Genomic DNA, 25964 nt, shown 5'->3' with positions numbered 1-25964 from the left:
CCGGCGATGGAACCCGCCTGGCTCGAAACCGCGACCGCATGGATCAGCGCACACCCGCTCGCCGCCGGCGCCATCGCGTTCCTGATCGCGTTCTGCGATGCACTGGTCGTTCTCGGCATCGTGGTGCCGGCGCTGCCGCTGCTGTTCGCCGTGGGCGCGCTGGTCGGGCTGGGGCACATCAACGGGCCGTATGCGGTGACCTGCGCCGCCTTGGGTGCGTTTGCCGGTGACCTGCTGAGCTACTGGGTGGGACGGCGTTGGGGGCCGGGCCTGCGCCAGGCGTGGCCGTTCTCACGCTACCCGCAGTGGCTGACGCGCTCGGAGGCGATGTTCCGCCGCCATGGCATCAAGAGCATCTTCATTGCCCGCTTCGTGGGCGCGGTGCGGCCGTTTGTGCCGGCCATCGCGGGCATGCTGCATATGCCCGCCAAGCGCTACGTGCCGCCGAGCCTGGCCGCCTCGTTCCTGTGGGCGGCGCTGTTCCTGGCGCCGGGTTGGGTGCTGGGCGCGTCGTATGACGCGGTGGCGGCGGTCGCCGACCGGCTGGCGATGGTGCTGGCCTCGCTGGTGGTGGCGGTCGCGCTGGTATGGGCGTGCGTGCTCTACACATGGCGCTGGTTTGCCGAGCACGCCGACGCGCTGCTGGCGAAGGCCTTGGCGTGGACGCGCGCGCACCCGCGACTGGGGCGCTATGCCGCAGCGGTCATGGACCCGAACCGACCGGAGTCACCTTCGCTGGTGATCCTGGGCGTGTGCCTGCTGGGCATCGGCTGGGCCTGGTTCACCCTGGCCGGGATGCTGCTGGCCAACGGCGGGCCGCTGGCGGTGGACCACCGGCTCAACGCGTTCATGTGGACGCTGCGCAATCCGCTGGCCGATCGGCTGATGGCGGCGCTGGCCAGCCTGGGCGACCCGGCCACGCTGGGCGCCGCGGCCTCGGTGACCCTGGGTTACCTGTTGTGGCGCCGGCGCTGGATGGCGGCCGCGCACTGGTTGGCGGCGATCGTATTCGGACTGGTGGTGACCACCGTGCTGGAAGCGGTGGTGACGATGCCGCGCCCACCGACGGCTCCCGCCGGATTTGGCTTTCCCTCGGTGGCAGTGACGATGACCACCATCGTGTTCGGCTTCTTCGCGGTGCTGATCGCGCGCGAACTGCCGGGGCGCAACCGGGTGTGGCCGTACCTGGTGGCCGGCGCGGTGACCACGGTGATTGGGTTCGCCCGGCTGTACCTGGGCGCGCATTGGCTGTCGGACCTGGTGGGCGGCACGTTGCTTGGCATCCTGTGGCTGCTGGTGCTGGGCATTGCGTATCGCCGTCACGTGGCGCGCTCGTTCTGGATGCGGCCGCTGGCGTGGGTGTTCTACGGCACGTTCGTGCTGGCGGCGGCCTGGCATGCGCCGCACGCCGCCGATCCGCTGCTGGCCAAGTTCAGCGCCGCGCCCCCGACGCAGGTGCTGACGATGGAAGACTGGTGGCAACGCGACTGGAGCCAGCTGCCCGAACGCCGCAACGAAAATGACATTCGTCGGCGCTGGCCGCTGGACGTGCAGGTGGCGGGCCCGCTGGAGCCGCTCCGCCGGGCGCTGGAGGCCGATGGCTGGCGCGTGCAGCCGCAGGCCGACTGGGTCCATACCGTTGGCCTGCTCGACAGTGGCCGCAAGGCCGGTGAATACCCGGTCCTGCCGGCCACGCTGGACGCGCAGGCCGAGACCCTGCTGATGCTGCGCGAGGGCTCCGCGGCCAACGAATTGCACGCGCTGCGGCTGTGGCCCGCGCCGGTGGCGTTGGCCGACGGCACGCCGCTGTGGATCGGCACGGCGCAGACGCTGCAGTTGGGGCGCCCGTTCAACGTGGTCTCGCTGTGGCGCCCGGCGCCCAACAGTGACGCCACCTATGCGCTGGTGCGCGACGCCTTGCAGCGCTTCGCACCGCTGGAACAGCCTCACCCCACGGGGGGCATGCCGGTGCTGCGGTTGCGCACTGACAACGAGACCTCGATCAGTCCCTGAGCGCGGTGGACGCGATCAATCCCTGAGCGTGGCGAGGAAGCGGCGCGGCGCGCCGTCGAAACCACCGTTGGACATGAAGACCACGTGGTCGCCCGCACGCACGCGTTCGCGCAGCGCGTCGATCAGCGCATCGGCATCGGGCACCGCCACGGCCTCACCGCGGACGGCGGCCACGACCTTGCCCGCATCCCAGGCCAATTCCGGGCGATGCAGGAACACGACCACGTCGGCGCCATCGAGCGACGGTGCGAGCGCGTCGGCGTGCGCGCCCAGGCGCATGGAGTTGCTGCGCGGCTCCATGGCCACGACGATGCGCGCCTGGCCCACGCGTGCGCGCAGGCCCGCCAGCGTGGTGGCAATGGCGGTGGGGTGGTGGGCGAAGTCGTCGTAGACGGTGATGCCGCCGGCTTCGCCGATCACTTCAAGGCGGCGCTTGACGCTGCGGAAGCGCGCCAGCGCGGGCAGGATGGACGCGATGTCGACGCCGACCGCGTGCGTCGCGGCAAGCGCGGCCAGTGCGTTCATCACGTTGTGGCGGCCGACCAGCGGCCAGTGCACTTCGCCGATATCGACGCCATCGTGCACGACGACGAACGCGCTGCCATCGGCGCTGAGCAGGCGTGCGGTCCAGTTGAAGCTGCTGCGTGCGGCGCCAGCGGCATCGGCGCGGTCGCCGTGGGCCTCGTGGCCCGCGGCCTGCGGAATCAGGCTGGCGTCGAGGCCAAAGGTCTCCACCGGCGTCCAGCAGCCCATCGCCAGCACTTCGGCCAGGTACTTGTCCTCGCCGTTGACGATCAGGCGGCCACGGCGCGGCACGGTGCGCACCAGGTGGTGGAACTGGCGCTGGATCGCGGCCACGTCCGGGAAGATGTCGGCGTGGTCGTACTCGAGGTTGTTGAGGATCGCGACCAGCGGCCGGTAGTGGACGAACTTGCTGCGCTTGTCGAAGAACGCGGTGTCGTACTCGTCGGCCTCGACCACGAACTCGCGGCCGTGGCCCACGCGCGCGGACACGCCGAAGTCCTCGGCCACACCCCCGATCAGGAAGCCGGGCTGGCGGCCGGCGGCCTCCAGCAGCCAGGTCAGGATGGTGGTGGTGGTGGTCTTGCCGTGGGTGCCGGCCACCGCGAGGGTGTCGCGGCCGGGCAGCACGTGCTCGCTCAGCCACTGCGCGCCGGAGGTGTACTTGCGTCCGTCATCCAGCACCTGCTCCACCGCGGCGTTGCCGCGCGAGAGCGCGTTGCCCACCACCACCTCGGCGCAGTCGGCCGAGATGTGCTCGGGCTGGTAGCCCTGGCTGAGGGTGATGCCCAGCTGCTCGAGCTGGGTGGACATCGGCGGGTACACCGCCTGGTCACTGCCTTCGACCTCGTGCCCGAGTTCGCGCGCGAGGGCGGCGACGCCGCCCATGAAGGTGCCGGCAATGCCGAGGATGTGCAGCTTCAAGCTTGAATCACCCCACGTCGGCGGTCGGGGCCAGCGCCTCGACCAGGCGGGTGAACACCTCGTCCAGCGCACCGACGCCGTCGACCACGGTCAGCTGCCCGTGCTGGCGGTAGAACTCGATGACCGGCGCGGTCTGGCTGTCGTAGATCTCCAGGCGCTTGCGCACGGATTCGGGATTGTCATCGGCGCGGCCTTCGGCGGCGGCGCGGCCGGCGATGCGCTCGACCAGCAACTCGGTCGGCACCTCCAGCTGCACGGCGAAGTCCATCGGCTGGCCGATGCGCTTGAGCAGTGCGTCCAGCGCGTCGGCCTGAGCGAGGTTGCGCGGGTAGCCGTCAAGGATGAAGCCATTGGCGGTGTCGGGGCGCGAGACGCGGTCCTCGAGCATGCCCAGCAGGATGGCGTCGCTGACCAGCTCGCCGCGGGCCATGACTTCCTTGGCCTCCAGGCCGAGCTTGCTGCCGGCGGCCACTTCGGCGCGCAGCAGGTCGCCGGTGGAGATGTGCGGCACCTGCAGGTGCTCCTTCAGGCGGGCGGCCTGGGTGCCCTTGCCGGAACCGGGCGCACCGAGAAGAACCAATCGCATCAACGTGACTCCTGAAACGGAAAATTCGGGTATGGGCGTGGGGGCCCTACTCTGCCCGGAGTGAACCCGGCCGGACCGGGGTCGCCATCGGTGGAGGCGGCGCTACACTCGGGGTGTGCGGCCCCCACCTGCCGGGCGTCAACGTTGGTCACTTTACCGCATCCCGGCCTGTACCACTGAAATCACCATGACCTCCGGAACCCTACTTTATGCGCAGTCCGGCGGCGTCACCGCCGTCATCAACGCAACCGCCTCTGCCGTGATCCAGTCCGCGCGGGCCCGCAAGGTGAAGGTGCTGGCGGCGCGCAACGGCATCCTTGGCGCCCTGCGCGAGGAGCTGATCGATACCTCGAAGGAGCCGCTGACCGCCATCCGCGCCCTCGCCCACACCCCGGGCGGCGCGTTCGGCTCGTGCCGGGTCAAGCTGAAGTCACTGGAACAGGACCGGGCGAAGTACGAGCGCTTGCTGGAGGTGTTCCGCGCGCACGACGTGCGGTACTTCCTCTACAACGGCGGCAACGATTCGTCCGACACCGCACTGAAGGTGTCGCAGCTGGCGAAGGAGTTCGGCTACCCCTTGACCTGCGTGGGCGTGCCCAAGACGGTGGACAACGACCTGGCCGTCACTGACTGCTGCCCCGGATTCGGCTCGGCGGCGAAGTACACCGCGGTGTCGGTGCGAGAGTGCGCGCTGGATGTGGCGGCGATGGCCGAGACCTCGACCAAGGTCTTCGTGTACGAGGCGATGGGCCGGCACGCCGGCTGGCTGGCCGCGGCCGCCGGGTTGGCGGGCCACGGGGCTGACGAGGCGCCGCACCTGATCCTGTTCCCCGAGCGTCCGTACGACGAGGCTGATTTCTTCACGCGGGTGAAGGCCACGGTGGAACGCGTGGGCTACTGCGTGGTGGTCGCCTCGGAGGGCATCCAGACGCCGGACGGGCGCTTCGTGGCCGATGCGGGGGGTGGCAAGGACTCCTTCGGCCACACCCAGCTGGGCGGCGTGGCCTCGTTCCTGGCGGGACGGGTGAAGGATGCGCTGGGCTACAAGGTGCACTGGACCCTGCCCGACTACTTGCAACGCTCAGCGCGGCACTTGGCCAGCAAGACCGACCTGGCGCACGCGGAGGCGGTGGGCAAGGCGGCGGTGGACTACGCGCTCAAGGGGATGAATGCGGTGATGCCGGTGATCGTGCGTACGTCGGACACGCCCTACCGCTGGAAGATCGAGGCGGCGCCGCTGACGAAGGTCGCCAACCACGAGAAGAAGATGCCGGCGGGGTTCATCCGCAAGGATGGCTATGGCATCACCGACAGTGCGCGGCGCTACCTGGAGCCGCTGATCCGCGGCGAGGCACCGCCGCCGTATGGGCGTGATGGCATTCCGAAGTACGTGACGCTGAAGAACGTGGCGGTGCCGAAAAAGCTGGCCGCATTCGACGTCTGACGGGCGTCAGTCGCCCTTACAGCCACGCCCCTCCACCGCGGTCACCGCGGTGAATACCGGCCGGTTCGCAGTCGCCGGCCGTCCCTGCATCGAGTCCGCCAGGTACACCCGCGCCCGCCCCTGCCCGTCGAGCGCGGGCGTGGCGACGTCGCCGGCACGGCGCCAGATGCGAAGCACGGCCAGTTGTGTAGCGCAGGCCGCGCTGGGGACACGCACGACATCGTTGAGGATCCAGCCTGCGCCTGCTGCGGGCTTGGCCTTCGCTCCGTCGATCCAGTGGGCCCGGGGCTGGCAATTGGGGTGAGTGCGCACCACGTTGACGGTGTAGGGCGGCGTCGCCAAACCGGTGAATTGCCCTTCGATGCGGACGCACGCTTCTGGAATCACGCGCAGCGTGTGCAGCGCGCCCACCGTCTGCGGCTTGCCAACAGCGCGCGTGATCTCGGGGGACTCGGCAGCATGCGAGGGCACCGGCGACCAGAGTGCTGCAACCAGCACCGCAGGCAGGAAGGGTGAAATCGGCCGCATGGAGACTCCAGCAATGCATGACATGGACCGCAGGCTGGCACGCGGCGACTGAATCCGGCTTTCACGGGATGCCACGGTCCGCCGGGTATGCCATAGTCGAGCCGTTGCCGGGCCCCCCACGTCGCCCGCGCGGCCTACATCGCAGACGCAGTTTCCGTAGTCCTGGTGTCCACTCTTGGGGAGGGGTTCATGCTGGAGCAGTACGGTTTGACCTTGGCGCTGGTTTGCGCCGTCATTGCGATCCTGTACGGGATCATCTCGGCGCGATGGATCAGCGCACAACCCGCCGGCAACGAACGCATGCAGCAGATCGCCGGCGCGATCCAGGAAGGCGCGCGCGCCTACCTCAACCGGCAATACACGACCATCGGCATCGCCGGCGCAGTGTTGTTCGTGGTGATCGGCTTCGCGCTGAACTGGGCCACGGCGATCGGCTTCCTGATTGGCGCGGTGCTTTCGGGTGCGGCGGGCTACATCGGCATGAACGTGTCGGTGCGTGCCAACGTGCGTACCGCTGAGGCGGCGCGTAGCGGCATGGGGCCGGCGATGGACGTAGCGTTCCGCGGCGGCGCGATCACCGGCATGCTGGTGGTGGGCCTGGGCCTGCTGGGCGTGGTGGGCTACTTCGCGGTGCTGCACCTGCATATGGGCTACACCGAGGCCGATGCGTTGCACGCATTGGTCGGCCTGGCATTCGGCTCCTCGCTGATCTCGATCTTCGCGCGTCTGGGTGGCGGCATCTTCACCAAGGGTGCCGACGTGGGCGCGGACCTGGTGGGCAAGGTCGAAGCCGGCATTCCCGAGGATGACCCGCGCAACCCGGCGGTGATCGCCGACAACGTGGGCGACAACGTGGGTGACTGCGCGGGCATGGCCGCGGACCTGTTCGAGACCTACGCGGTCACCATCATCGCGACGATGCTGTTGGGCGGGTTGATGGCCGCACAGGTCGGCGATAACGCGGTCATGTACCCGCTGGTGCTGGGCGGCGTGTCGATCATCGCCTCGATCATTGGCGCGTTCTTCGTGAGGGTGAAGTCCGGCGGCTCGATCATGGGCGCGCTGTACAAGGGCGTGATCGTGTCGGCGGTGCTGGCCGCGATCGCGTTCTACCCGATCACCACGGCGCTGATGGGCGATTCGCCGCTGGGCGCGATGAACCTGTTCGGCTGCGCGCTGATCGGCCTGGCGCTTACCGGCGCGATCGTGTGGATCACCGAGTACTACACCGGCACGCAGTTCAAGCCGGTGCAGCACGTGGCGGCCGCGTCGACCACGGGGCATGGCACCAACATCATCGCTGGCCTGGGCGTGTCGATGAAGTCGACCGCGCTGCCGGTGGTGGCGGTGTGCCTGGCGATCTACTTCGCGTTTGCATTGGGTGGCCTGTATGGCATCGCCATCGCCGCGACCGCCATGTTGTCGATGGCCGGCATGATCGTGGCGCTGGACGCCTACGGCCCGATCACCGACAACGCCGGTGGCATCGCCGAGATGGCCGAACTGCCGCCGGAGGTGCGCAGCATCACCGACCCGCTGGATGCGGTGGGCAACACCACCAAGGCGGTGACCAAGGGTTATGCGATTGGTTCAGCGGCACTGGCGTCGCTGGTGCTGTTTGCCGACTACACGCACAACCTGGAAACAGCCGCAGCCGCCAAGGCCGCGTCGACCGGCGTGGTAGCGGAGGCGCTTCGCTTCGACCTGTCCGACCACATGGTGATCATCGGCCTGCTGATCGGTGGCCTGATCCCGTACCTGTTCGGCGCGATGGCGATGGAGGCGGTGGGCCGCGCCGCGGGCGCGGTGGTGGAGGAGGTGCGCCGCCAGTTCCGCACCATTGCCGGCATCATGGACGGCACGGGCAAGCCCGAGTACGACAAGGCCGTCGACATGCTGACCAAGTCGGCGATCAAGGAGATGATCGTGCCGTCGCTGTTGCCGGTGGTCGTGCCGGTGCTGGTGGGCCTGGTGCTGGGACCGAAGGCGCTGGGCGGCCTGCTGATCGGCACCATTGTCACCGGCCTGTTCGTGGCGATCTCGATGACCACGGGCGGTGGCGCGTGGGACAACGCGAAGAAGTACATCGAGGACGGCCACCACGGCGGCAAGGGCAGCGAGGCCCACAAGGCCGCCGTCACGGGCGACACCGTGGGCGACCCGTACAAGGACACCGCTGGCCCGGCCATCAACCCTCTGATCAAGATCATCAACATCGTGGCGCTGCTGCTGGTGCCGCTGCTGTAACCCGATCTCTCCACCCCCGGCGCGCGGCGACCGGGGGGACTCCAGTCCGCCCGGGCTTCGCCCGCGGCCTTGCAACGGCGGTCCTGGACCGCCGTTTTTCTTTGGGTGCACCTTGGAGAGGCGCCCGCGACCCACGGTCGGGCGCAACGCCCGCGAACGGCTTCGGCAGCTGGTTGCAGGTGTTTTCCTGCCGGTGGTGCATCCGGCCACGACGGTGCCACGCCCTCCGACGAAAGCCCTTGCTGCGCCGCAGCAGCGGGGCGCGTAAAATGGCCCCCCTCATTTCCCCACGGGCGCGCCGACATCTGGCGGCCCCACCAGTTGGAGCACGCAATGGGCCTGGACCTCGTCCCCACCGGCAAGAACCCGCCGGATGAGATCAACGTCATCATCGAAATCCCCAAGGACGCCGAGCCGGTCAAGTACGAAGTCGACAAGGCCTCGGGCGCGATCTTCGTCGATCGCATCCTGTCCACGCCGATGCGCTACCCGTGCAACTACGGCTACGTGCCGCACACGGTCTGCGGCGACGGCGACCCGGCCGACGTGCTGGTGATCCTGCCGCTGCCGCTGGTGCCGGGCTCGGTGATCCGCTGCGTGCCGGTGGGCGTGCTGAAGATGAGTGACGAGGCCGGCGCCGACGAGAAGCTGATCGCCGTGCCGGTGCCGAAGATCTTCGGCGGCTACGCCCACGTGACCGACATCGAGCAGGTCTCGAAGCATTGGCTGGACCGCATCGGCCACTTCTTCGAGCACTACAAGGATCTCGAGAAGGGCAAGTGGGTGAAGATCGAGGGCTGGGGCAATGCCGCCGAAGCCAAGGCCGTGCTCGTGGACGCGATGAAGCGCTACGAGGACAGCTCGGACAAGCCGAACTTCTAAGGCTCAGGCGATGGCGGGCGCCAAGGCGTCCGCCATCTGCTCCGCACGCTCCACCGTCGCAGCCACGCGCTGCAACGCCGGCTCGATCTCGGCGGCCTTGGCCCGCCACTTGTCCGGGTCGGGCTTGCTGACCGTGTGCCGTGCATAGGGCAGCGGGCCGCTCAGCGGTCGGTCCCATTCCAGGCCCAGCCAGTCGCACAGGCGCTGCATTTCACGCTGCGGATCGGCCAGAAAGGCGTCGTAGCGAATCGAGGTGGCGTCACCGGCCGGCAGGGCCGCCAAGTCGTCCAGCAGCAGGTCCGTGGCGACCTGCCATTGGCCCGCGACGATGTCGATCAGCGGCTTTCCGGCCAGCGACTGCCAGCCCGGCGTCAGCAACAGCGCCCAGTACGGCAGCGGCCAGCCCGGCAGGCCGACATAGGTCTTGAAGCGCCCGGACCGCCACGCTTCCATCATGCTGCCCAACACCTGGCGCGGGTCACGGTAGAGGAAAATCCAGCGAGCCTCAGGAAATGCCGCACGCAGGAAAGGAATGCGCAGCGAATTCTTGGGCGTCTTCTCCAGCATGCGAAATCGCGCCGCTGCCGCAGGCAAGGGCTGGCCATCGCGATCACGCATGGCGGCATGGAAGCGCTGGCGCAATTGGGCCACGATGTCCGGCGTGGCGTCCTCGGCCAGCAGGCGATTGGAGGAAAAGCCACGGCTGCGGATATTCAACGCCGGGATCGACTCGATCAACTGGTGGCTTTCGCCGCCGATCGTGTAAAGCCCTTTGGCGCGCAATAGCGTCTCGAACAGCAGGGTGGAGCCGGAACGCGGCGTGGAGACGATGAAGACGGGCCGATCGAACAGGGGATCCTGCACTGTACTCATCGCGCCATCACCCCGGCAGCCGCAGCGCCCGTGGGCTTCGGCAGGTCGCCGTATTCGGGCAACGGCGGCTGGCCGGCGGCGTTGATCGAGGCCTTGCCCACCATCGCCATCATGGCACTGAACCAGCGGATCTCATTCCGCAGGGCCACGGTCTGAGCCGGTCCGCGCACGTCGGCGATGTAGCGATCCATCGTCGCCTGGTAATGCGAGCGGCCTGCGGGGTCGGTGCCAAACCGGGCCCAGAGGCCTCGCCACGCATCGAGCAACCCGGAGGTCAGCTGCTGCACCCGCGCCAGTTGCGGGTTCGGCAACGCCTCACCGAACAGCAACCCGAAGTGCGACTGCATCTCCCACGGGCTCATGACGGCGGGAATGTTCATGGTTTCCAGCGCGAACGCGGGGCGCGCATCCGCGACTGGCGCCACCAGGCGCGGAGACCAGCCCTGTGCCGGCGCGTTGTGCGGGCGCCCCTGGGCGACCATCTGCCAGAAGTCGCCGCCCCCGACCGTGTCGATGACCAGGTGGATGCGCGAACGCTCCGCGTCGTTGATCACGCGGTGCTGGCGCCAGGTATCGAAGATCCAGCACTCGCCCTCGGCCATGTTGATGGCGGCGTCGCCGCATTCGAAACGCACGGTGGGCTGGGTGACGATGGGGACGTGCACGCGGACCCGCTCGATCCAGTAATAGCCCTGATCCACGTGGCGGGTGACTTCCGCGTGGCCTGACAGGCGCATCAGCCGGCTCCGGCCAACGGTGGCGCCAATGGACGCGAACACCTGCCACAGGTAGGGGCAGCGCTCCAGTTCAGGGGTGGGGCGCATCGGGCCGCTGAAGGCCTCGTTGCCCGGGTCGCCGCCAGCGGCGACCAGCGGCAGCATGGAATTGCCGGGAAACCCCTGCGGGTGCGGGCGCCAGACGCCTTCGCCGAGCGCGTCGACCTCCGCGGCCAGACGCGCCGCGTCGAAGCGCAGCGGAAGTTGGATGAACGGCACCTGCAGCTTCATGGTCGATCCCCGTGGTCGGGCTCATATCCTACACACCGCGGACGGGGCGTCCCAAGGCCCCAAAAAAACTGCGGCCCCTTTCGGGGCCGCAGCGGGTGTCACACAGGCGTCTGACGGATCAGAAGCGCTGCTGGTACTTCAGGTAGTAGAAGCGACCGATGTCGAAGCCACCGTAGTACGGGTACTGGTTGCTCGGACCCGAGAACATGATCGGACCCTTGTGGTCGGTCACGTTGTTGGCGCCGATCGCAACCGTGGCGTTCCACGGGGCCTTCCAGCTGACCTGCAGGTCGTGGAACGCGTTGCCGCCCACTTCACGCAGCGGATACACCTTGCCCGGGGCGTTGGTGTCCGGCGAGGAGTACAGCGGGTCGGTGCACTCGGCAGCGCGGGTGCAGGCTTCGCTCATGCCGGAGTAGTAGCGCGTCGTCCAGTTGGCGGCAAACGCACCCATTTCCCAGTTGACGCCCAGGTTGGAACGCAGGCGGAAGTTCGAGCTGCGACCGGTGTAGTTGGTCCAGTCGGTTTCCGGCGCGTCGTCGGCCTTGATGCGGTAGTAGCTGACGTAGCTGTTCTGCCAGTCAAAGCTGAACTTGCCGAACGCGGTCTCCGGCAGGCGGTACTTCATGCCGAAGTCGTAGCCCTCGGTTTCCACCGCACCCTTGTTGGTCAGGCCGTACTGCATGAACGTGATGGCGCCGGTCGCCGGGTCGCGGACGATGCCTTCGCAACGGGCCGAGATGCCGAGGCGGTAGCAATCGCCCAGGATGTCATCGACGCTGTCATCGCTGATCACGTTCTCGATGGTGACCTTGTACCAGTCGAGGGTGACGTCCAGGCCCTGCACCCAACGCGGGCTCCACACCAGGCCCATGGTCTGGGTCTCGGCGGTTTCCGGGGTCAGGTTCGGGTTGGAGCCGGTCAGGAACTGGTAACCGGTCTGGCACGGGAACGTGGTGCATGCCGCGTTGCCCTGGCCCAGCTGGACGTAGGTCGGGGACACACCGGCGCTGGTGCAGGCCGCGTTGCCGGCGACGTTGCCCGAGGAGGTGCTGCCGCACGGGTCGGTGTAGTACTCGAAGCTGCCGCCCACGCCACCGTACAGGTTGTCGATGGTCGGAGCGCGGAAGCCTTCGGAGTAGGTACCACGGACCAGCAGTTCATCCAGCGGACGCCAGGTGAAGCCGAACTTGCTGTTGGTGGTGTCGCCGAAGTTGCTGTAATCCGAGTAACGGCTGGCGATGTTGAAGGTCAGTTCCTTCGCGAACGGCATATCCGACAGGACCGGGATGTTCAGCTCCAGGTACACCTCGTCGAGCGAGTAAGCGCCCTGCGTGGTGGTCGCCGGCAGGCCGGTGCTCATGCCCGACTGGTTGAAGGCGTCCGGCACGAAGCGGCCGTCTTCCTCACGGTGCTCCACGCCGACCGCGAAGCCGAGTTCACCGGCCGGCAGATCGAACAGCGAACCGGCCAGGTTGGCGGTGTAGCTGGTGGTGGTGGTGCGGCCGGTGTCGGCGTAGTACGGGAACAGGAACGCCTGCAGCGACGGGTCGGACAGCGAGCCCGGGCCGTCCACGCCGTACGGCAGGAGCGGGTTCCACGGCATGCATTCGCCGCTGCCCAGGTTGGTGCCCAGCGGGATCGGGTTGGCGGCGGTGCCGCACTGCGCGACGCCGTTGGCGTTGATGAACGACGGGCCCAGCGCCAGCGGGCTGGCCAGCAGGCTCATGTCGCCATGACCGAACTTGGTCAGGTTGTTGCGGTTCATCATGGCGCCGACGTCCCAGTCGAACGTGCGGCCGGCCATGTCGAAGTAGCCGTTGAAGCCACCGGCGAAGCGGTAGGTTTCAAGCTCGCTGTTCGTGGTACGCGGCACTTCCCACAGGCGGCGGCGGAATTCCACGTCCGTGCCGAGCGGGTTGAACGCGCTGTCGCCCGACAGCGGGGTGCCGAAGGCCTGCGACTGGTACGGGTAGCCCGCCACCTGCTGCAGCGTCGAGCGGTGGTTGTACAGCATGTCAGCGTTGAACGTGACATTGTCGAGGATGTCGTAGTTGGCGTTGACGAACACCGAGCGACGCTCGATGCCGGTCTGCGCCATCATCTGCTCGTTGCTGTTTGCGTTGTCGGTCGCAACGTGCGGACGGAAGTTGGCGATGTCGGTCGGGTCACCGCTGCCGTCGTAAGTGCACCATGCGTTGGCGCCGTTGGCACCGCACGGGCCGAGGAACGAGCCGTTCTGGCTGACCGCGCTCCAACCCGAACCCGGGTACTTCGGACCGGCATTGCCGGACGCGCTGAACCAGCGGTCCTTCGCCCACACCGGCTCTTCCTTCGAGTACTCGACCGACGCCGTCACGCCACCGCGGTCGCCCACGGCGCCGATGGTGAAGTCGTAGGTCTGCTTGTCGCCGTCGCCTTCGCTGAACTGGCCGAAGTAGGCATTGGCTTCCGCACCTTCAAAGCGCTTGCGGGTGATCACGTTGACCACGCCGGCGATGGCGTCCGAGCCGTAGATGGCCGAGGCGCCGTCCTTCAGCACTTCGATGCGGTCGATGGCCGACATCGGGATCTGGCTCAGGTCCTGCAGGCCGCCGGTGGTGGCGCCCAGGCGCTTGCCGTTGACGAGGACGAGGGTGCGCTGGGCGCCCAGGTTACGCAGGTCGACGTAGTAGCCGCCCACGTTCTCGCCCGAGGCGAGCACTTCGCCGCGCGCGATCGCCGGCGAGCCGGCCGAGGTCAGGTTCTGCAGCACGTCGGCAACGGAAACGAAGCCCTGCTGCTGCAGCTGCTCGCGGCCGATGGTGATGATCGGCTGCTGGGTTTCCATGTCGGCGCCGCGGATGCGCGAGCCGGTCACCTCGATGCGATCGAGGGTGGTGGCGTTCTGGTCGGCCTGTTCCTGCGCGCCAGCAAACGCCGGGGCGAGCGCGATCGCGATGCCGGCGGGCAGCATGCCCAGCCGCACAGCGGAACGCGGGTTGCGATGATTCATTTGTCTCTCTCCAAAGGATCGTTACGGGCGCGTTAAGGCGCTCTGCAAAATTACGTGCCGGTGCGCAATGCCGCTTTGCCTGCGACGCCGGGAGGGTTTGCCGATCCTGTCGAGGAGGCCGCGGTTCGATAGCCGCTGGCGGACATGCCATAACGCGCGCGGAAGGCACGGGCGAAGCTGCAGCAGTTGTCGAAACCGCTCGCGGCGGCGATTTCACCGATCATCATCGAGGTGGTCTGCAGCAGGTCCGCGGCGCGCTCCAGGCGCATGCGCGCGGCGGCGGCCTGCGGGCTTTCGCCGTAGACCGCCTGGAACGTCTTGGAGAAATACCAGCTGGAGAAACTGGTGAGGTCGGCCAGCTCGCCGATCCGCACCACCCGGTCGGCATTGCCCTCCAGATACAGGCGGGCGCGCTGCAACCGGCTGAACACCTGGCGCTTGCGGCTGCGCGAGCGGCCCGGGCACCGCGCCACGCGTGCGGCGCTGTCGTGCTGCAGGCCGGCCAGGTGCAGCAGCACCGGGCGCAGGACCTGTATGGCGACGCCCTCGCCTGCTTCGGCACGGCGCACCGCCTGGTGCCACAGGTGCAGCATCACCCGCGATTCCGTCAGGTCGAGCTGGCCGCGGCCTGCGTACAGTCCCAGGTCGGCGAACTGGCCCAGCGCCTTGAGGATGTCGGCCCCGAGCGTCATGCCGACGCACACGCCGCCCCGGTCCGCCTGGACGGTGGGACGGGAGTCGCGATCCAGCGCGATCCAGTCACCGCGGCGGAGGCGGAACTTGCCCTCCTTGGCCTCCACCCAGGCGGTGCCGCGCAGCTGGACCCAGATCGAGAGACTGGGGCCGGCCAGCTGGGCGCAACCCAGCCGTGACACGCCGGCGAAAACGGCCGGCGCTTCGGTGTCGGTCCGCCCGAGTTGGACCTGCTGTCCACGGTCGGCCCACTGCACATGCTCCATTCCAAAACCCCATCATTTGCCAGGACTGGCCATGGGATTTGCCCGATCGGCGGGCTGGAGTCAGGAAATCGGGCGAAGGATTGTGCGAAATCAGGCCGAAGCCATTCACGAAGAAATTACGAATCCAATTTCTTCTTTTAAATCAGTTGCTTGAAGACGCGACGGGTGGAGGCGGCAGCGAGCCGTCGAAGCGCCACAGGGCAATGTCGGTGCCGTCATAGGCGGCCAAGGCCACGTAGATGGTGTCCCGTTGCGGGTCGGAACTGAACCCGGCCACCGACGACGGCAGGCTGGGATGCAGGCATCGCTCCGAGGAGGCGCTCGCGCTTTCGGCCAGGCGTCGCAGGCGACTGCGGCACCCGAGTGCCTGATCGACGTACTCGATGGTACCGTCCGTGCCCACGCTCCAGTTGCGATAGCGCCATCGCCGGGGGACTCCGTCGACGACCTTGCGGACCGACCCCGGCGTCAACGCCAGGTCCGCCGACCAGAGCCCGTCGCCGGAGAAGCGGGTGAACAGCACCCGCCCGCGGGCGGAATCGACCCGGGCCAGCGACACATCCTCGAGATAGGCCACCTCCCGCCAAGGGGAGCGGGTCCGGTCGAACAGGTAAAGCCCGATGCGTCCGTCCGGGCCGGGAGCGCCGACCAGCACCCGCCCGGGGTCGGGCAGGTACACGCCTTGGCTGGGGTCAGGCACCGGCACGGGCAGCAAGGCCACCTGACCGCTGGCCGCCACCACTTCGAACAGGCCCCGCTGCCCGGCGTGGTTGGTGCCCGTGGCGAGCAGGCGCTGGCTGTCGGGGGACCATTCCGGCATCCGCTGCGCTTCCGGGTGCAAACCGTCGATCAGCCGCAGGCTGTCCGGCTGCTCGATGTCACCCCACCACAGGTGGAAATGCCCCGATCGGTCAGAGGCAAACACTAGCTGGCGGCCATCGGGGGCGATCGAGGGGTGGGTGTCGCGACCGGTGGACGCGAACAGCGGCTTGGCCTGGCCGTCGGCCCCCGCCACGTCACCGCGGTCGATGCGATAGATCTCGAAGCCCGGCCGACGCCTGACGAACGCCATGACCGGGCTCTTGGCGGCCACGTCCGGCGACTGTGCGTCCTCGACCCCCAGGTCGTGCAATTGTCGGCTCACCAGGTCCAATCGGTAGATGCGGGTCTCGGCATCGATGCGCCGCCCGAACACCAGCCCGCTGCCGTCGGGCAGCCAGTCCCAGCCCCGCATTTCACCGCTCTGGAACGTCAGGCGCTCCGGTCGCCCGCCGGCGGCAGGAACGCGCCAGATGTCGCCGAACTGCGGATTGCGCACGAAGGCGATCCACTCGCCGTCGGGTGAGTAGCGCGGTTCGGTATCCAGGTCCCGCCCATCGAACCCATAGTCGAGGTTGCGCCAGCGCCCGGTGGCCAGATCCATGATGCGGATGCCGGTGGTCGCGTCGCCCTCCGACATGCTGCCGAACACGAGGCCCCGACCATCCGGCGTCCAATCGAAGCCGAGGTCGTCCAGTCCGTTGCAGGCGCCGACGACCCGCTCGCTGCCGCCGTTCGCGGCGGCCACCAGGATCTGGCAGGCATTGCCGCCGTCGCGACGGGAAAAGGCGATGGAACGGCCGTCCGGCGACCAGGCCGGCAGCCGATCGGAGACACCGGAGGGCGGCATGCTCAGCGGTTTGGGGACGGCCTGCGTGGTCGTCTGCACCATCACGACCGTGCCCACGTGATGGGGCAGGGTCGCGGTGTACGCCATCATCGCGCCGTCAGGCGAGAGCGTGGGCGACAACTCGTAACCGGGCGCCGAGGTGAGCAAGAGGAACGACCGCTCCGGCACGGTCGGCAGCGTGCGACTACCACTCGCGGTTGCGGGGTTTTCCGGCGACGCCCGATGCAGCCCCCACCAAGCGATCCCACCGCCCAGAAACAACAAGACGACGGCCACGAGCCAGAGGACAGGCGAATGCCACGGGATGGGGTGATGCCATCGCGACCCTCGGCGCCCACTCGGTGCGGTATCGACGGCGGCACGCCCGTGCGGGGACGGCGGTTGGACAGGCGCCCCCGCGCTCGCGTCGGCCATCGTGCCCGTCGGACTTGCGCCGCTTGGACCCGGATCCACCGGATTCGCGTCCGCAGCCCGCGCTTCCGCCGCGGCGGCGAGCACGTATCCGCCGGCCGCCATTCCGTCCACGGTCGCCAGCAGCCGATAGCCGGACTTGGCGATGGTTTCGATGTAGCGGGTGGTGCCGCGCTTTTCACCAAACGCCTTGCGCAACTGGGTGACGGCCTGGGTCAGCACGTCATCGGTCGGCAAGGTGTCCGGCCACACGCGGTTGATCAGCACGTCGCGTGACACCACCCGACCGGCGTTCTCCACCAGCACCAGCAACACCGCCATCGCCTTGGGCGTGACACGGACGGGCCGGCGCGCACCGGGCGCGCTGATTTCACGCAGCGGAACATCGACGGTGCATTCGCCTACGCGAAAGCCGTCGGTTGCGTGATGGGGTTGGCCAGAGGATCGGGACATATAACCGCCCGATTCTCCGTGCCGACCTGTGTCACGTCATGTGCCGAAAGGCAACCTCCGTTGCCCCGGATTCAGGTTCAGGACGGCCGGCGCGCGCCGGCCACCGTCAATCCGATCAACCGCGACACCACCACGGCGATGTATCCAACGCCGCAGAACTGTTCCAGCACGACCAGCACACGGGCCGTCGAATGGATCGGCAGCACGTCCCCCAGACCGGTGGCGGACAGGTTGGTCGCGCTGAGGAACAGCAGCTCCATCCAGGTGCGCGGCCGCTCGGGCTCCACCAATCCGGTGAACGCGCCCGGGTAGAGCGCCTGGCAGGCGACGAAGGCGTAGGCGAATGCCCACATGAGCAAGGTGAACGTGGCGCCGGCCGCGAACAGCTCATCCGAGGTGACGCGATGGTCACTGAGCATGTACGCGGTCAGGCTGGCCGCGGCGTAGAAATACAGCGCGCTTTCCAGCAGGGTCGCGGCGAGCGCCACGCCGCTGCCGGGCACCAGCGCCGCCACCAGCGACAACAGGACCGCCGGAACGGCGATGAGCCAGCCCACCCATTTGACCGCCGGGCTGCGCATCACCACCCACACGGCCAGCGCCGCGATCACCACGCCGAAGGCACCGAACAGCACGCGGCCGGTGTCGCCTTCCAGCATCGGGTAGGTGACGAGGCTGGCCAGCTGCGCGGCCAGCAGGAATGCCGACGGGTGCCGCCGTGCGATCACCTGCCAGCGGCGGTAACGGATGTCCTGTGTGCCCATCGCGCGAGTGTGCCCGAGCCTCGCCGACCGCGCACGAGGCGTGGCCGGCAAAGCGCGGTCAGGCCTTGTGGTAGACCTCGGCGCCCTGCGCGCGGAACTCCTCGGACATCGCCTCCATGCCCGCCTCCAGCGCCTTGGCATCGTCCAGCCCGTGCTCGGCGGCGAAGTCGCGCACGTCCTGGGTGATCTTCATGCTGCAGAAGTGCGGGCCGCACATCGAGCAGAAGTGCGCGGACTTGTGCGCTTCCTTGGGCAGGGTCTCGTCGTGGTACTCGCGAGCGCGCTCGGGGTCGAGGCCGAGGTTGAACTGGTCCTCCCAGCGGAACTCGAAGCGCGCCTTGCTCATGGCGTTGTCGCGCGCCTGCGCACCGGGGTGGCCCTTGGCCAGGTCGGCGGCGTGGGCGGCGATCTTGTACGCCATCAGGCCTTCGCGCACGTCGTGCTTGTTGGGCAGGCCGAGGTGTTCCTTGGGCGTGACGTAGCAGAGCATCGCGGTGCCGAACCAGCCGATCATCGCGGCGCCGATGGCGCTGGTGATGTGGTCATAGCCCGGCGCGATGTCGGTGGTCAGCGGGCCGAGCGTGTAGAAGGGCGCTTCGCCGCACTCGCGCAACTGCTTGTCCATGTTTTCCTTGATCAGCTGCATCGGCACGTGGCCGGGGCCTTCGATCATGGTCTGCACGTCGTGCTTCCACGCGATCTGGGTCAGCTCACCGAGCGTCTCCAGCTCGCCGAACTGCGCGGCGTCGTTGGCATCGGCGATGCTTCCCGGGCGCAGGCCGTCGCCCAGCGAGAAGGCCACGTCGTAGGCCTTCATGATCTCGCAGATCTCTTCGAAGTGCGTGTAGAGGAAGTTTTCCTTGTGGTGCGCCAGGCACCACTTGGCCATGATCGAGCCGCCGCGGCTGACGATGCCGGTCACGCGCCTGGCGGTCAGCGGCACGTAACGCAGCAGCACGCCGGCATGAATGGTGAAGTAGTCCACGCCCTGCTCGGCCTGTTCGATCAGGGTGTCGCGGAAGATCTCCCAGTTGAGTTCCTCGGCCTTGCCGTCGACCTTTTCCAGCGCCTGGTAGATCGGCACGGTGCCGATCGGCACCGGCGAGTTGCGGATGATCCACTCGCGGGTTTCGTGGATGTGCTTGCCGGTGGACAGGTCCATGACCGTGTCCGCGCCCCAGCGGATCGACCACACCAGCTTCTCCACTTCCTCGGCGATGCCGGAGGACACGGCGGAGTTGCCGATGTTGGCGTTGACCTTGGTCAGGAAGTTGCGGCCGATGATCATCGGCTCGCTTTCCGGGTGGTTGATGTTGTTGGGAATGATGGCGCGGCCGCGCGCGACTTCATCGCGCACGAACTCGGGGGTGATCAGCTTCTGGATCGCGGCGCCGAAGGGCTCGCCCGCGTGCTGGCGCAGCAGGTGCGCCTCGCGGATCGCCTCGATGCGCTGGTTCTCGCGGATGGCGATGTACTCCATCTCCGGCGTGACGATGCCGCGGCGGGCGTAGTGCATCTGGGTGACGTTGGCACCCGCGATGGCGCGGCGCGGGGCCGGGCGGTGGCGGAAGCGCACGGCGTCCAGCTTGGGGTCGGCTTCGCGGCGGCGGCCAAACTCGGAGCTCAGGCCGGCCAGCTGCTCGGTGTCGCCGCGCTCGGCGATCCATGCGGCGCGCAGCGGGGCGAGGCCGCGCGCCAGGTCGATGTCGGCATTGCTGTCGGTGTACGGGCCGGAGCAGTCGTACACCGCCAGCGGGGCGTTGTCCTCGCCGCCAAACAGGGTCGGCGTCTTCGCCAGCGCGATCTCGCGCATCGGCACCCGGATGTCGGGGCGCGAGCCTTCGACATGGATCTTGCACGAGCCCGGGATCGGGCGGGTGACGTCGGCCGAAAGCTGTTCGGCCTGCTGCTGCAGCTGGGAGGGCACCGCGTTCATCGTGTAGTTCCGCTTCTGGAGGAAGCCGCCGGGGGCGGCGGAGCGACGGGGTCGCGTCAAAGCGGCGGCGCGGGACGACGGGCGTCCGGCGAAGCTTCCCTACGGCGGTCTCAACCGCATCAGGTTCGAAGGGTGTGTCTCAACCGGCGCGCCCAGGGCGCGGGCCGGTACCCCCGCTTCGGGGTGCATTTGACCATGGGCGGGCCGTGGGGGCCAGTGTGGGCCCGCGGCCGGCGGCGATGCCCCGCCTTCGCGCCCGCGCCGGGAACGGGGACGGCCTGCTTATGGCGGACCGCCTACCCCGCGGAATCTGGCCCCCGGTACTCTCCGGCTCCGTTGCCCAAGTAACTGTTGACACCCCCGGAAGCGGCGTGGTCCTCTGCCTCCATGACGCATCGCAGCATCACCGCCACGCACCACACTCGCAGGCTTCCGGGCATTGCGGGTACGGGCGTGCCCGCGTCGACCACCACCATTACCACCACCGGTACCACCATTCCCATGGTGCGGACGGGCGTGTCCAGCTGAATCAGAACCACGCCGCTCCGCACCGAACCCGGTGCGGAACGCGCACCGGATCGAGGCGGGGCTCAACAGGAGCCTTCGCATGTCCCTCAACGACCCCTCCCCCGCTGCCGAGGACACCCTCGTGTCCGCTCCGTCGGTGAACGCCTGCCTCGCCCACAAGTTCGGCGGCAGCAGCGTGGCCAGCGCCGCGCACTACCGCCATGTCGCGAGGCTGCTGGCCGGTGGCGGCGCCCCCGCACAGGTGGTCGTGGTTTCGGCGATGCGCGGCACCACCGATGCCTTGATTGAAGTGGCGCAGACCGCGGCAGACGGCCGCGACTGGCGCGATGCCTGGCTGGCGCTGGCCGACCGGCACTTCGCCGCCGCCCGTGAACTGGACCCGGCCGACGCCTCCGGCACGCTCGCGTGGCTGGAGGACAGCTTCAGCGCGTTGCGCCAGCAGCTCAGCGCGCTGGGCGAGGTCCGCGCAGTGTCGGACGAGGGGGCGGCGACGATCGCCGGCTTGGGTGAGGTGTGGTCGGCACGTCTGCTGCAGACCGCCTTGGGTGCCGAAGCCAATGGCTGGGCGCGACTGGATGCCCGCGACGTGCTCGTGGTGCACCCCGGTGAGCTGGGAGCGGGCGTCGACTGGGTCCAGTCCCGCGAGCGCCTGGCCAATTGGCGGCAGGCGCATCCGCAGCCCAACGCGGTGGTGACCGGTTTCGTCGCACGGGATGCGGCCGGGCACGCCACCACCCTCGGCCGCAATGGCAGCGACTATTCCGGCGCGATCTTCGCGGTGCTGTTCGAGGCCTCGGAACTGACCATCTGGACCGATGTCGATGGCGTGCTCTCCGCCGATCCGCGACTGGTGCCGGATGCGGTCTGCCTGTCCTCGATGTCCTACGCTGAGGCCTGCGAGCTGGCCTACTTCGGGGCCAAGGTGCTGCACCCGCAGACCATGGCCCCGGCGATGCAGCGCGGGCTGCCGCTGCGCATCCGCAACACGCTCAACCCGGAGGCACCGGGGACGCTGATCACCGCGCAATCGCAGGCGGCCGCGTCGCCGGTCAAGGGCCTGACCCTGGTCGACGACCTGGCCGTACTGGAGCTCAGCGGCGCCGGCATGATCGGCGTGCCGGGAACCGCCGAGCGCCTGTTCTCCGCGCTGCACCGCGCGGGCGTGTCGGTGGCGATGATTTCGCAGGGCTCGTCCGAGCATTCGATCTGCTGCGTCGTGCGCGCGGCGCAGGCCGACGCGGGACGCGCAGCGGTGGAGGCCGCGTTCGCCGAGGCAATCGCCGATGGTCTGGTGGAAGGTGTGCGCGTGACGCCGGATATCGCGGTGCTGGCCGCGGTGGGCGATGGCATGGTGGGCACGCCGGGCGTGGCCGCGCGGCTGCTGGCAGGACTGGCGCAGGCGCGGGTCAACATCCGCGCCATCGCACAGGGTGCGAGCGAGCGCAACATCTCGGTGGCCATCGCGCGGGCGGACGCGCAGCGCGGGTTGCGCGCGGTGCACGCCGCGTTCTGGTTGTCGCCGGCCACGCTGTCGGTGGGGCTGATCGGGCCGGGCAACGTTGGCCGTGCACTGCTTGAACAGTTTGCCGATGCGTTGCCGCGCTTCGCCCACGAACAGCGCCCGGAACGCCAGCTCGACCTGCGCCTGCGCGCGGTGGCCGACAGCAAACGCATGCTGCTGGCCGCCCGCCAATTGGACCCGGCCACCGCCGCCGATGCATTGGCCGAGAGCGAGGCCCTCGATCTGGACCGTTTCGTCGCCCACGTGCGCGCCGACCACCTGCCGCACGCGATGATCGTGGACTGCAGCGGCAGCAACGCCATCGCCGAGCGTTATCCCGAATGGCTGGCCGCGGGCATCCACGTGGTCACGCCCAACAAGCAGGCCGGCAGCGGGCCTTTGGCGCGTTACCAGGCGATCCGCGCCGCAAGCCGCAGCGGCGGCGAGTTCCGCTACGAGGCGACGGTGGGCGCTGGCCTGCCGGTGATCCAGACGCTGCGCTCACTGATTGACACCGGCGATGAGCTCACCGAGGTCGAAGGCGTGCTGTCGGGTACGCTGGCTTGGCTATTCAATCGCTTTGATGGTTCGCAACCGTTCTCCGATCTGGTGCGCGAGGCGCATCGGCTGGGCTACACCGAGCCCGATCCCCGCGATGACCTGTCCGGCACCGATGTGGCGCGCAAGCTGGTGATCCTGGCGCGCGAGGCCGGCCGGACGCTGTCGCTGCAGGACGTGGAGGTGGAGAGCCTGGTGCCGGAAGCGCTGCGCGACGTGTCACGTGACGAATTCTTTGCCCGCCTGGGCGAGATGGACGCGCCGATGCAGGTACGTTTCGCCGATGCGCAACAGCGCGGGCTCGGCTTGCGGTACCTTGCGCAGTTGGATCGCGACGGCAAGGCGCGCGTGCGCCTGGTCACGCCGGAGGCCACGCACGCCAGCCTGCACAGCCAGCTGACCGACAACCTGATCCAGTTCCGCACCCGCCGCTACGCCGCCAATCCACTGGTCGTGCAGGGGCCGGGCGCGGGACGCGACGTTACCGCCGCCGGCGTGTTCGGCGACATCCTTTCCATTGCGCAGACGCTGGGAGCACGCGCATGAATTCTGGCAACACCGAAGCCCGCGCGTTCGCGCCGGCCAGCGTCGGCAACATCGGCGTCGGGTTCGACCTGCTTGGCCATTCCATCGACGGGCCACGCGATGTCGCCACCGTGCGCCGCATCGACGCGCCCGAGGTGCGCATCGCGGCGATCCGCGGCGAAGTCGAGGGCGTGGCCGGCATCCCGCTGGAGGCCGCAAGCAACACCGCCGGCGAGGCGCTGATCGCGCTGCGCGCGTCGCTGGGCCTGCCCTTTGGGCTGGAGCTGGAACTGGACAAGGGCATTCCGCTGGGCTCCGGCCTGGGCGGATCGGCGGCCTCGTGCGTGGCGGCGCTGGTGGCGGCCAATGCGCTGCTGGATGCGCCGCTGTCGCGCGAGGCGTTGTACGCCTTCGCGCTGGACGGCGAGGCGGTGGCGAGCGGCAGCCGCCACGGCGACAACGTGGCGCCGATGCTGCTCGGGGGCGTGGTGCTGGCCACGGCCTCGCGCATGGTCGCGCTGGAGGCGCCGGACTGGTTGCATGCGGTGGTGGTGCATCCGGACCAGATGCTGGAGACCCGGCGCGCACGTGCGGTGCTGGCCGAGCCGTATCCGTTGTCACAAGTGGTGGCACACAGCGCGTGTCTGGCCCTGTTCCTCACCGGGCTGCAACGCGGCGATGCGGCGCTGATCGGCGAAGGGTTGAAAGACCTGCTGGTGGAGCCGCGTCGCGCCGCATTGGTGCCGGGCTTCGCCCAGGTGAAACAGGCCGCGCTCGACCATGGCGCACTGGGCGCGAGCATCTCCGGCGCCGGACCCAGCACCTTCGCCTGGTTCACATCGAAGCCGGCCGCGGAGGTTGCGGCGGTGGCCATGCGGGCCGCGTTCGCCGAGGCCGGGTTTGGCTCGCGCGCGTACGTGTCGCCGGTGCGCGGACCGCGCGCGGAGGTACTGGCATGAGCGCCGTGCCCGCGCCGGTCGCCGCGCCGCTGTTTGTCAGCACGCGTGGCCAGGCCCCGGCGGTGACGATCGACACCGCGCTGGTCGCAGGACTGGCGCCGGATGGCGGACTCTATGTGCCCGCGCAGCTGCCACGGCGGCAGTGGGACGTCGACACGCTCGCCACGCTCTCGCTGGCGCAGGTGGGCGAGCAGGTGCTGGCGCCGTTCTTCGCCGGTTCGCATTTGCAAGACGCGCTGGGCACGATCTGCGCCCATGCCTACCAGCCCCCCGCGCCGTTGCGTGCGCTGCCTGGCGATGCCGATTACCTGCTGGAGCTGTTCCATGGCCCCACGGCGGCGTTCAAGGACTTCGCCGCGCGCTTCCTGGCCGAGGCACTGTCGCGGCTGCGCGAGCCCGGTACGCCGCCAACCACGATTGTGGTGGCGACCTCCGGCGATACCGGCGCCGCCGTGGCGTCGGCCTTCCACCGCCGCCCGGGTTTTTCCGTCGCCATCCTGTATCCCGAGGGCCGGGTGTCGCCGCGACAGGCGCACGGGCTGGAGTGCTGGGGCGACAACGTGCAGGCGTTCCGCGTGGACGGCACCTTCGACGACTGCCAGCGGCTGGCCAAGCAAGCGCTGGCGGACGAGGCGTTCCGCAGCGACGTGCCGCTGGGCTCGGCCAACAGCATCAGCCTGGGTCGGCTGCTGCCGCAGGTCGCGTACTACGCGCAGGCGGCGTGCCGCTTCGCGGCGACGCATGGGCAGCCGCTGAACTTCATCGTGCCGACCGGCAATCTCGGCAACGCCGCTGCCGCGCACGTGGCGCGGCTGATGGGCCTGCCGATCGGCGAGATCCACCTGGCGACGAATGCCAACGACGTGCTCGCGCGCTACTTCCACGGCGAGACGTATGCGCCGCAGCCCACTCGCGCCACGTTGGCCAACGCGATGGACGTGGGCGCGCCCAGCAACTTCGAGCGTCTGCACCACTGGCACCCCGACGACGCGGACCTGCGTGCGCGCTTTTCCGCCACGTCAGTGGATGACGCCACCATCCGCGAGGTGATTGGCCATGCGCCGGCGCGTCACGGTGTGGTGCCCTGCCCGCACACCGCGACCGGCCTGCACGTGCTGGAGCAGTTGCGTGCCGCCGGCGACACGCGGCCGTGGGCAGTGGTGGCAACCGCACATCCGGCCAAGTTCGAGGGCATCGTCGAACCACTGGTGGGGCATGCGGTAGAACCGCCGCCGGCGTTGGCCGAAACCCTCGCGCGGCCGGCATCCTCCCTGGCATTGCCCTTGGACTACGCAGCGTTGTGCGAGGCATTGCGCCGGATGCGAAGCGAGTGATGCGACGGAGTGTCCCCGCCGGCTGATTCAGCTGACTGGTGCACATCGGGCTGATCCAGCCTCAGCCGAAGGGACGGGCAGGCTCGATCTTAGCTATTCAGCAACCCGGACTGTTGCCGCGGAAACTGTATTGACGGGTGCGATTCACGCGCCCGGTGACCGGTTTTTCCACTGCGAAACACGGCCGGATAAGACCATGGTCTGAAAAGCGCCCAGTTTCTAAAGCAACTGTTGACACCGCTTCGAACGCCGTGGTTTTCTCGGTTCCATGACGCAGCGCAACAACCATCAGCAGACCCTCTCGATCGCGCCGACCGGCGCGACGGTCGTGGATGGTATGGCGCTA

General features: G+C 68.7%; 18 protein-coding genes and 1 riboswitch. Of the genes, 8 read left to right on the top strand and 10 right to left on the bottom strand.

The window, feature by feature from the left end:
* Positions 1-6: 6 nt before the first annotated feature.
* The gene (locus ACYVBS_RS12005; protein WP_460823886.1) at positions 7-2013 is read left to right on the top strand and encodes a bifunctional DedA family/phosphatase PAP2 family protein; all 2007 of its coding nucleotides are present in this window, start codon (positions 7-9) and stop codon (positions 2011-2013) included.
* Between the two features lie 15 nt (positions 2014-2028).
* On the opposite strand, the gene ACYVBS_RS12000 is transcribed toward ACYVBS_RS12005, so the two are convergent.
* Both ACYVBS_RS12000 and ACYVBS_RS11995 read right to left on the bottom strand, forming a co-directional pair.
* Positions 2029-3423, bottom strand: coding sequence for a Mur ligase family protein (locus ACYVBS_RS12000; RefSeq protein WP_460823909.1), 1395 nt, complete (start codon positions 3421-3423; stop codon positions 2029-2031).
* A gap of 43 nt (positions 3424-3466) precedes the next feature.
* The gene (locus tag ACYVBS_RS11995; protein ID WP_460823885.1) at positions 3467-4045 is read right to left on the bottom strand and encodes an adenylate kinase; all 579 of its coding nucleotides are present in this window, start codon (positions 4043-4045) and stop codon (positions 3467-3469) included.
* A 187-nt stretch (positions 4046-4232) separates the two neighbouring features.
* Here ACYVBS_RS11995 and ACYVBS_RS11990 point away from each other — a divergent pair, with 187 nt between their 5' ends.
* Positions 4233-5489 carry a 6-phosphofructokinase gene (locus tag ACYVBS_RS11990; protein ID WP_460823884.1) on the top strand — a complete coding sequence of 419 codons (1257 nt, stop codon included), beginning with the start codon at positions 4233-4235 and terminating at the stop codon, positions 5487-5489.
* A gap of 6 nt (positions 5490-5495) precedes the next feature.
* Here ACYVBS_RS11990 and ACYVBS_RS11985 read toward each other — a convergent pair whose 3' ends face one another.
* Positions 5496-6017 carry a hypothetical protein gene (locus ACYVBS_RS11985; RefSeq protein ID WP_460823883.1) on the bottom strand — a complete coding sequence of 174 codons (522 nt, stop codon included), beginning with the start codon at positions 6015-6017 and terminating at the stop codon, positions 5496-5498.
* Positions 6018-6206: 189 nt separating this feature from the next.
* Here ACYVBS_RS11985 and ACYVBS_RS11980 point away from each other — a divergent pair, with 189 nt between their 5' ends.
* Both ACYVBS_RS11980 and ppa read left to right on the top strand, forming a co-directional pair.
* The gene (locus ACYVBS_RS11980; RefSeq protein WP_460823881.1) at positions 6207-8264 is read left to right on the top strand and encodes a sodium-translocating pyrophosphatase; all 2058 of its coding nucleotides are present in this window, start codon (positions 6207-6209) and stop codon (positions 8262-8264) included.
* Positions 8265-8597: 333 nt separating this feature from the next.
* Positions 8598-9146, top strand: a complete 549-nt coding sequence (gene ppa, locus ACYVBS_RS11975; protein WP_460823880.1) for an inorganic diphosphatase — start codon at positions 8598-8600, stop codon at positions 9144-9146.
* Between the two features lie 3 nt (positions 9147-9149).
* On the opposite strand, the gene ACYVBS_RS11970 is transcribed toward ppa, so the two are convergent.
* The 7 genes from ACYVBS_RS11970 to thiC all read right to left on the bottom strand — a co-directional run bounded on the left by ACYVBS_RS11970 (position 9150) and on the right by thiC (position 20213).
* The gene (locus ACYVBS_RS11970; protein WP_460823879.1) at positions 9150-10019 is read right to left on the bottom strand and encodes a sulfotransferase family protein; all 870 of its coding nucleotides are present in this window, start codon (positions 10017-10019) and stop codon (positions 9150-9152) included.
* The gene (locus tag ACYVBS_RS11965) at positions 10016-11026 is read right to left on the bottom strand and encodes an aspartyl/asparaginyl beta-hydroxylase domain-containing protein (RefSeq protein ID WP_460823878.1); all 1011 of its coding nucleotides are present in this window, start codon (positions 11024-11026) and stop codon (positions 10016-10018) included. Before ACYVBS_RS11965 ends, ACYVBS_RS11970 begins: the two co-directional genes overlap by 4 nt.
* A 118-nt stretch (positions 11027-11144) precedes the next feature.
* A complete protein-coding gene (locus ACYVBS_RS11960) occupies positions 11145-14021 on the bottom strand; it encodes a TonB-dependent receptor plug domain-containing protein (protein WP_460823876.1) in 2877 nt (958 codons plus the stop codon).
* A gap of 50 nt (positions 14022-14071) precedes the next feature.
* Positions 14072-14980, bottom strand: a complete 909-nt coding sequence (locus ACYVBS_RS11955; RefSeq protein WP_460823874.1) for a helix-turn-helix domain-containing protein — start codon at positions 14978-14980, stop codon at positions 14072-14074.
* A 142-nt stretch (positions 14981-15122) separates the two neighbouring features.
* A complete protein-coding gene (locus ACYVBS_RS11950; RefSeq protein WP_460823873.1) occupies positions 15123-17513 on the bottom strand; it encodes a winged helix-turn-helix domain-containing protein in 2391 nt (796 codons plus the stop codon).
* 77 nt (positions 17514-17590) lie between these two features.
* Positions 17591-18277, bottom strand: a complete 687-nt coding sequence (locus tag ACYVBS_RS11945; RefSeq protein ID WP_460823871.1) for an ion channel — start codon at positions 18275-18277, stop codon at positions 17591-17593.
* 58 nt (positions 18278-18335) lie between these two features.
* The gene (gene thiC, locus ACYVBS_RS11940; RefSeq protein WP_460823869.1) at positions 18336-20213 is read right to left on the bottom strand and encodes a phosphomethylpyrimidine synthase ThiC; all 1878 of its coding nucleotides are present in this window, start codon (positions 20211-20213) and stop codon (positions 18336-18338) included.
* Between the two features lie 78 nt (positions 20214-20291).
* A riboswitch (TPP riboswitch) is annotated at positions 20292-20398 on the bottom strand.
* Positions 20399-20600: 202 nt separating this feature from the next.
* Between thiC and ACYVBS_RS11935 the strand changes: the two genes are divergently transcribed.
* The 4 genes from ACYVBS_RS11935 to thrC all read left to right on the top strand — a co-directional run bounded on the left by ACYVBS_RS11935 (position 20601) and on the right by thrC (position 25618).
* Entirely contained in the window at positions 20601-20741 is a 141-nt protein-coding gene (locus ACYVBS_RS11935; protein ID WP_460823867.1) for a hypothetical protein, read from the top strand.
* A gap of 79 nt (positions 20742-20820) precedes the next feature.
* A complete protein-coding gene (gene thrA, locus ACYVBS_RS11930; RefSeq protein ID WP_460823866.1) occupies positions 20821-23346 on the top strand; it encodes a bifunctional aspartate kinase/homoserine dehydrogenase I in 2526 nt (841 codons plus the stop codon).
* The gene (locus tag ACYVBS_RS11925; RefSeq protein ID WP_460823865.1) at positions 23343-24284 is read left to right on the top strand and encodes a homoserine kinase; all 942 of its coding nucleotides are present in this window, start codon (positions 23343-23345) and stop codon (positions 24282-24284) included. The genes thrA and ACYVBS_RS11925 overlap by 4 nt, the downstream gene beginning before the upstream one ends.
* On the top strand, positions 24281-25618 hold the full coding sequence (gene thrC / locus ACYVBS_RS11920) for a threonine synthase (RefSeq protein ID WP_460823863.1): 1338 nt from the start codon (positions 24281-24283) through the stop codon (positions 25616-25618). Before ACYVBS_RS11925 ends, thrC begins: the two co-directional genes overlap by 4 nt.
* The last annotated feature ends 346 nt before the right edge of the window (positions 25619-25964 follow it).

The sequence above is a fragment of the Lysobacter olei genome (genome assembly GCF_054777355.1).
This window is presented reverse-complemented; position numbering and strand designations above follow the sequence as displayed.

Bases quoted from the DNA above. Each gene is read 5' to 3' on its own strand.
- ACYVBS_RS11985 (WP_460823883.1), bottom strand. From the start codon at position 6,017: ATGCGGCCGATTTCACCCTTCCTGCCTGCGGTGCTGGTTGCAGCACTC.
- ACYVBS_RS11950 (WP_460823873.1), bottom strand. From the start codon at position 17,513: ATGTCCCGATCCTCTGGCCAACCCCATCACGCAACCGACGGCTTTCGC.
- ppa (WP_460823880.1), top strand. From the start codon at position 8,598: ATGGGCCTGGACCTCGTCCCCACCGGCAAGAACCCGCCGGATGAGATC.
- ACYVBS_RS11970 (WP_460823879.1), bottom strand. From the start codon at position 10,019: ATGAGTACAGTGCAGGATCCCCTGTTCGATCGGCCCGTCTTCATCGTC.
- thrA (WP_460823866.1), top strand. From the start codon at position 20,821: ATGTCCCTCAACGACCCCTCCCCCGCTGCCGAGGACACCCTCGTGTCC.
- ACYVBS_RS12005 (WP_460823886.1), top strand. From the start codon at position 7: ATGGAACCCGCCTGGCTCGAAACCGCGACCGCATGGATCAGCGCACAC.
- thiC (WP_460823869.1), bottom strand. From the start codon at position 20,213: ATGAACGCGGTGCCCTCCCAGCTGCAGCAGCAGGCCGAACAGCTTTCG.
- ACYVBS_RS11965 (WP_460823878.1), bottom strand. From the start codon at position 11,026: ATGAAGCTGCAGGTGCCGTTCATCCAACTTCCGCTGCGCTTCGACGCG.
- thrC (WP_460823863.1), top strand. From the start codon at position 24,281: ATGAGCGCCGTGCCCGCGCCGGTCGCCGCGCCGCTGTTTGTCAGCACG.
- ACYVBS_RS12000 (WP_460823909.1), bottom strand. From the start codon at position 3,423: ATGGGCGGCGTCGCCGCCCTCGCGCGCGAACTCGGGCACGAGGTCGAA.
- ACYVBS_RS11955 (WP_460823874.1), bottom strand. From the start codon at position 14,980: ATGGAGCATGTGCAGTGGGCCGACCGTGGACAGCAGGTCCAACTCGGG.
- ACYVBS_RS11925 (WP_460823865.1), top strand. From the start codon at position 23,343: ATGAATTCTGGCAACACCGAAGCCCGCGCGTTCGCGCCGGCCAGCGTC.
- ACYVBS_RS11990 (WP_460823884.1), top strand. From the start codon at position 4,233: ATGACCTCCGGAACCCTACTTTATGCGCAGTCCGGCGGCGTCACCGCC.
- ACYVBS_RS11995 (WP_460823885.1), bottom strand. From the start codon at position 4,045: ATGCGATTGGTTCTTCTCGGTGCGCCCGGTTCCGGCAAGGGCACCCAG.
- ACYVBS_RS11980 (WP_460823881.1), top strand. From the start codon at position 6,207: ATGCTGGAGCAGTACGGTTTGACCTTGGCGCTGGTTTGCGCCGTCATT.
- ACYVBS_RS11945 (WP_460823871.1), bottom strand. From the start codon at position 18,277: ATGGGCACACAGGACATCCGTTACCGCCGCTGGCAGGTGATCGCACGG.
- ACYVBS_RS11960 (WP_460823876.1), bottom strand. From the start codon at position 14,021: ATGAATCATCGCAACCCGCGTTCCGCTGTGCGGCTGGGCATGCTGCCC.
- ACYVBS_RS11935 (WP_460823867.1), top strand. From the start codon at position 20,601: ATGACGCATCGCAGCATCACCGCCACGCACCACACTCGCAGGCTTCCG.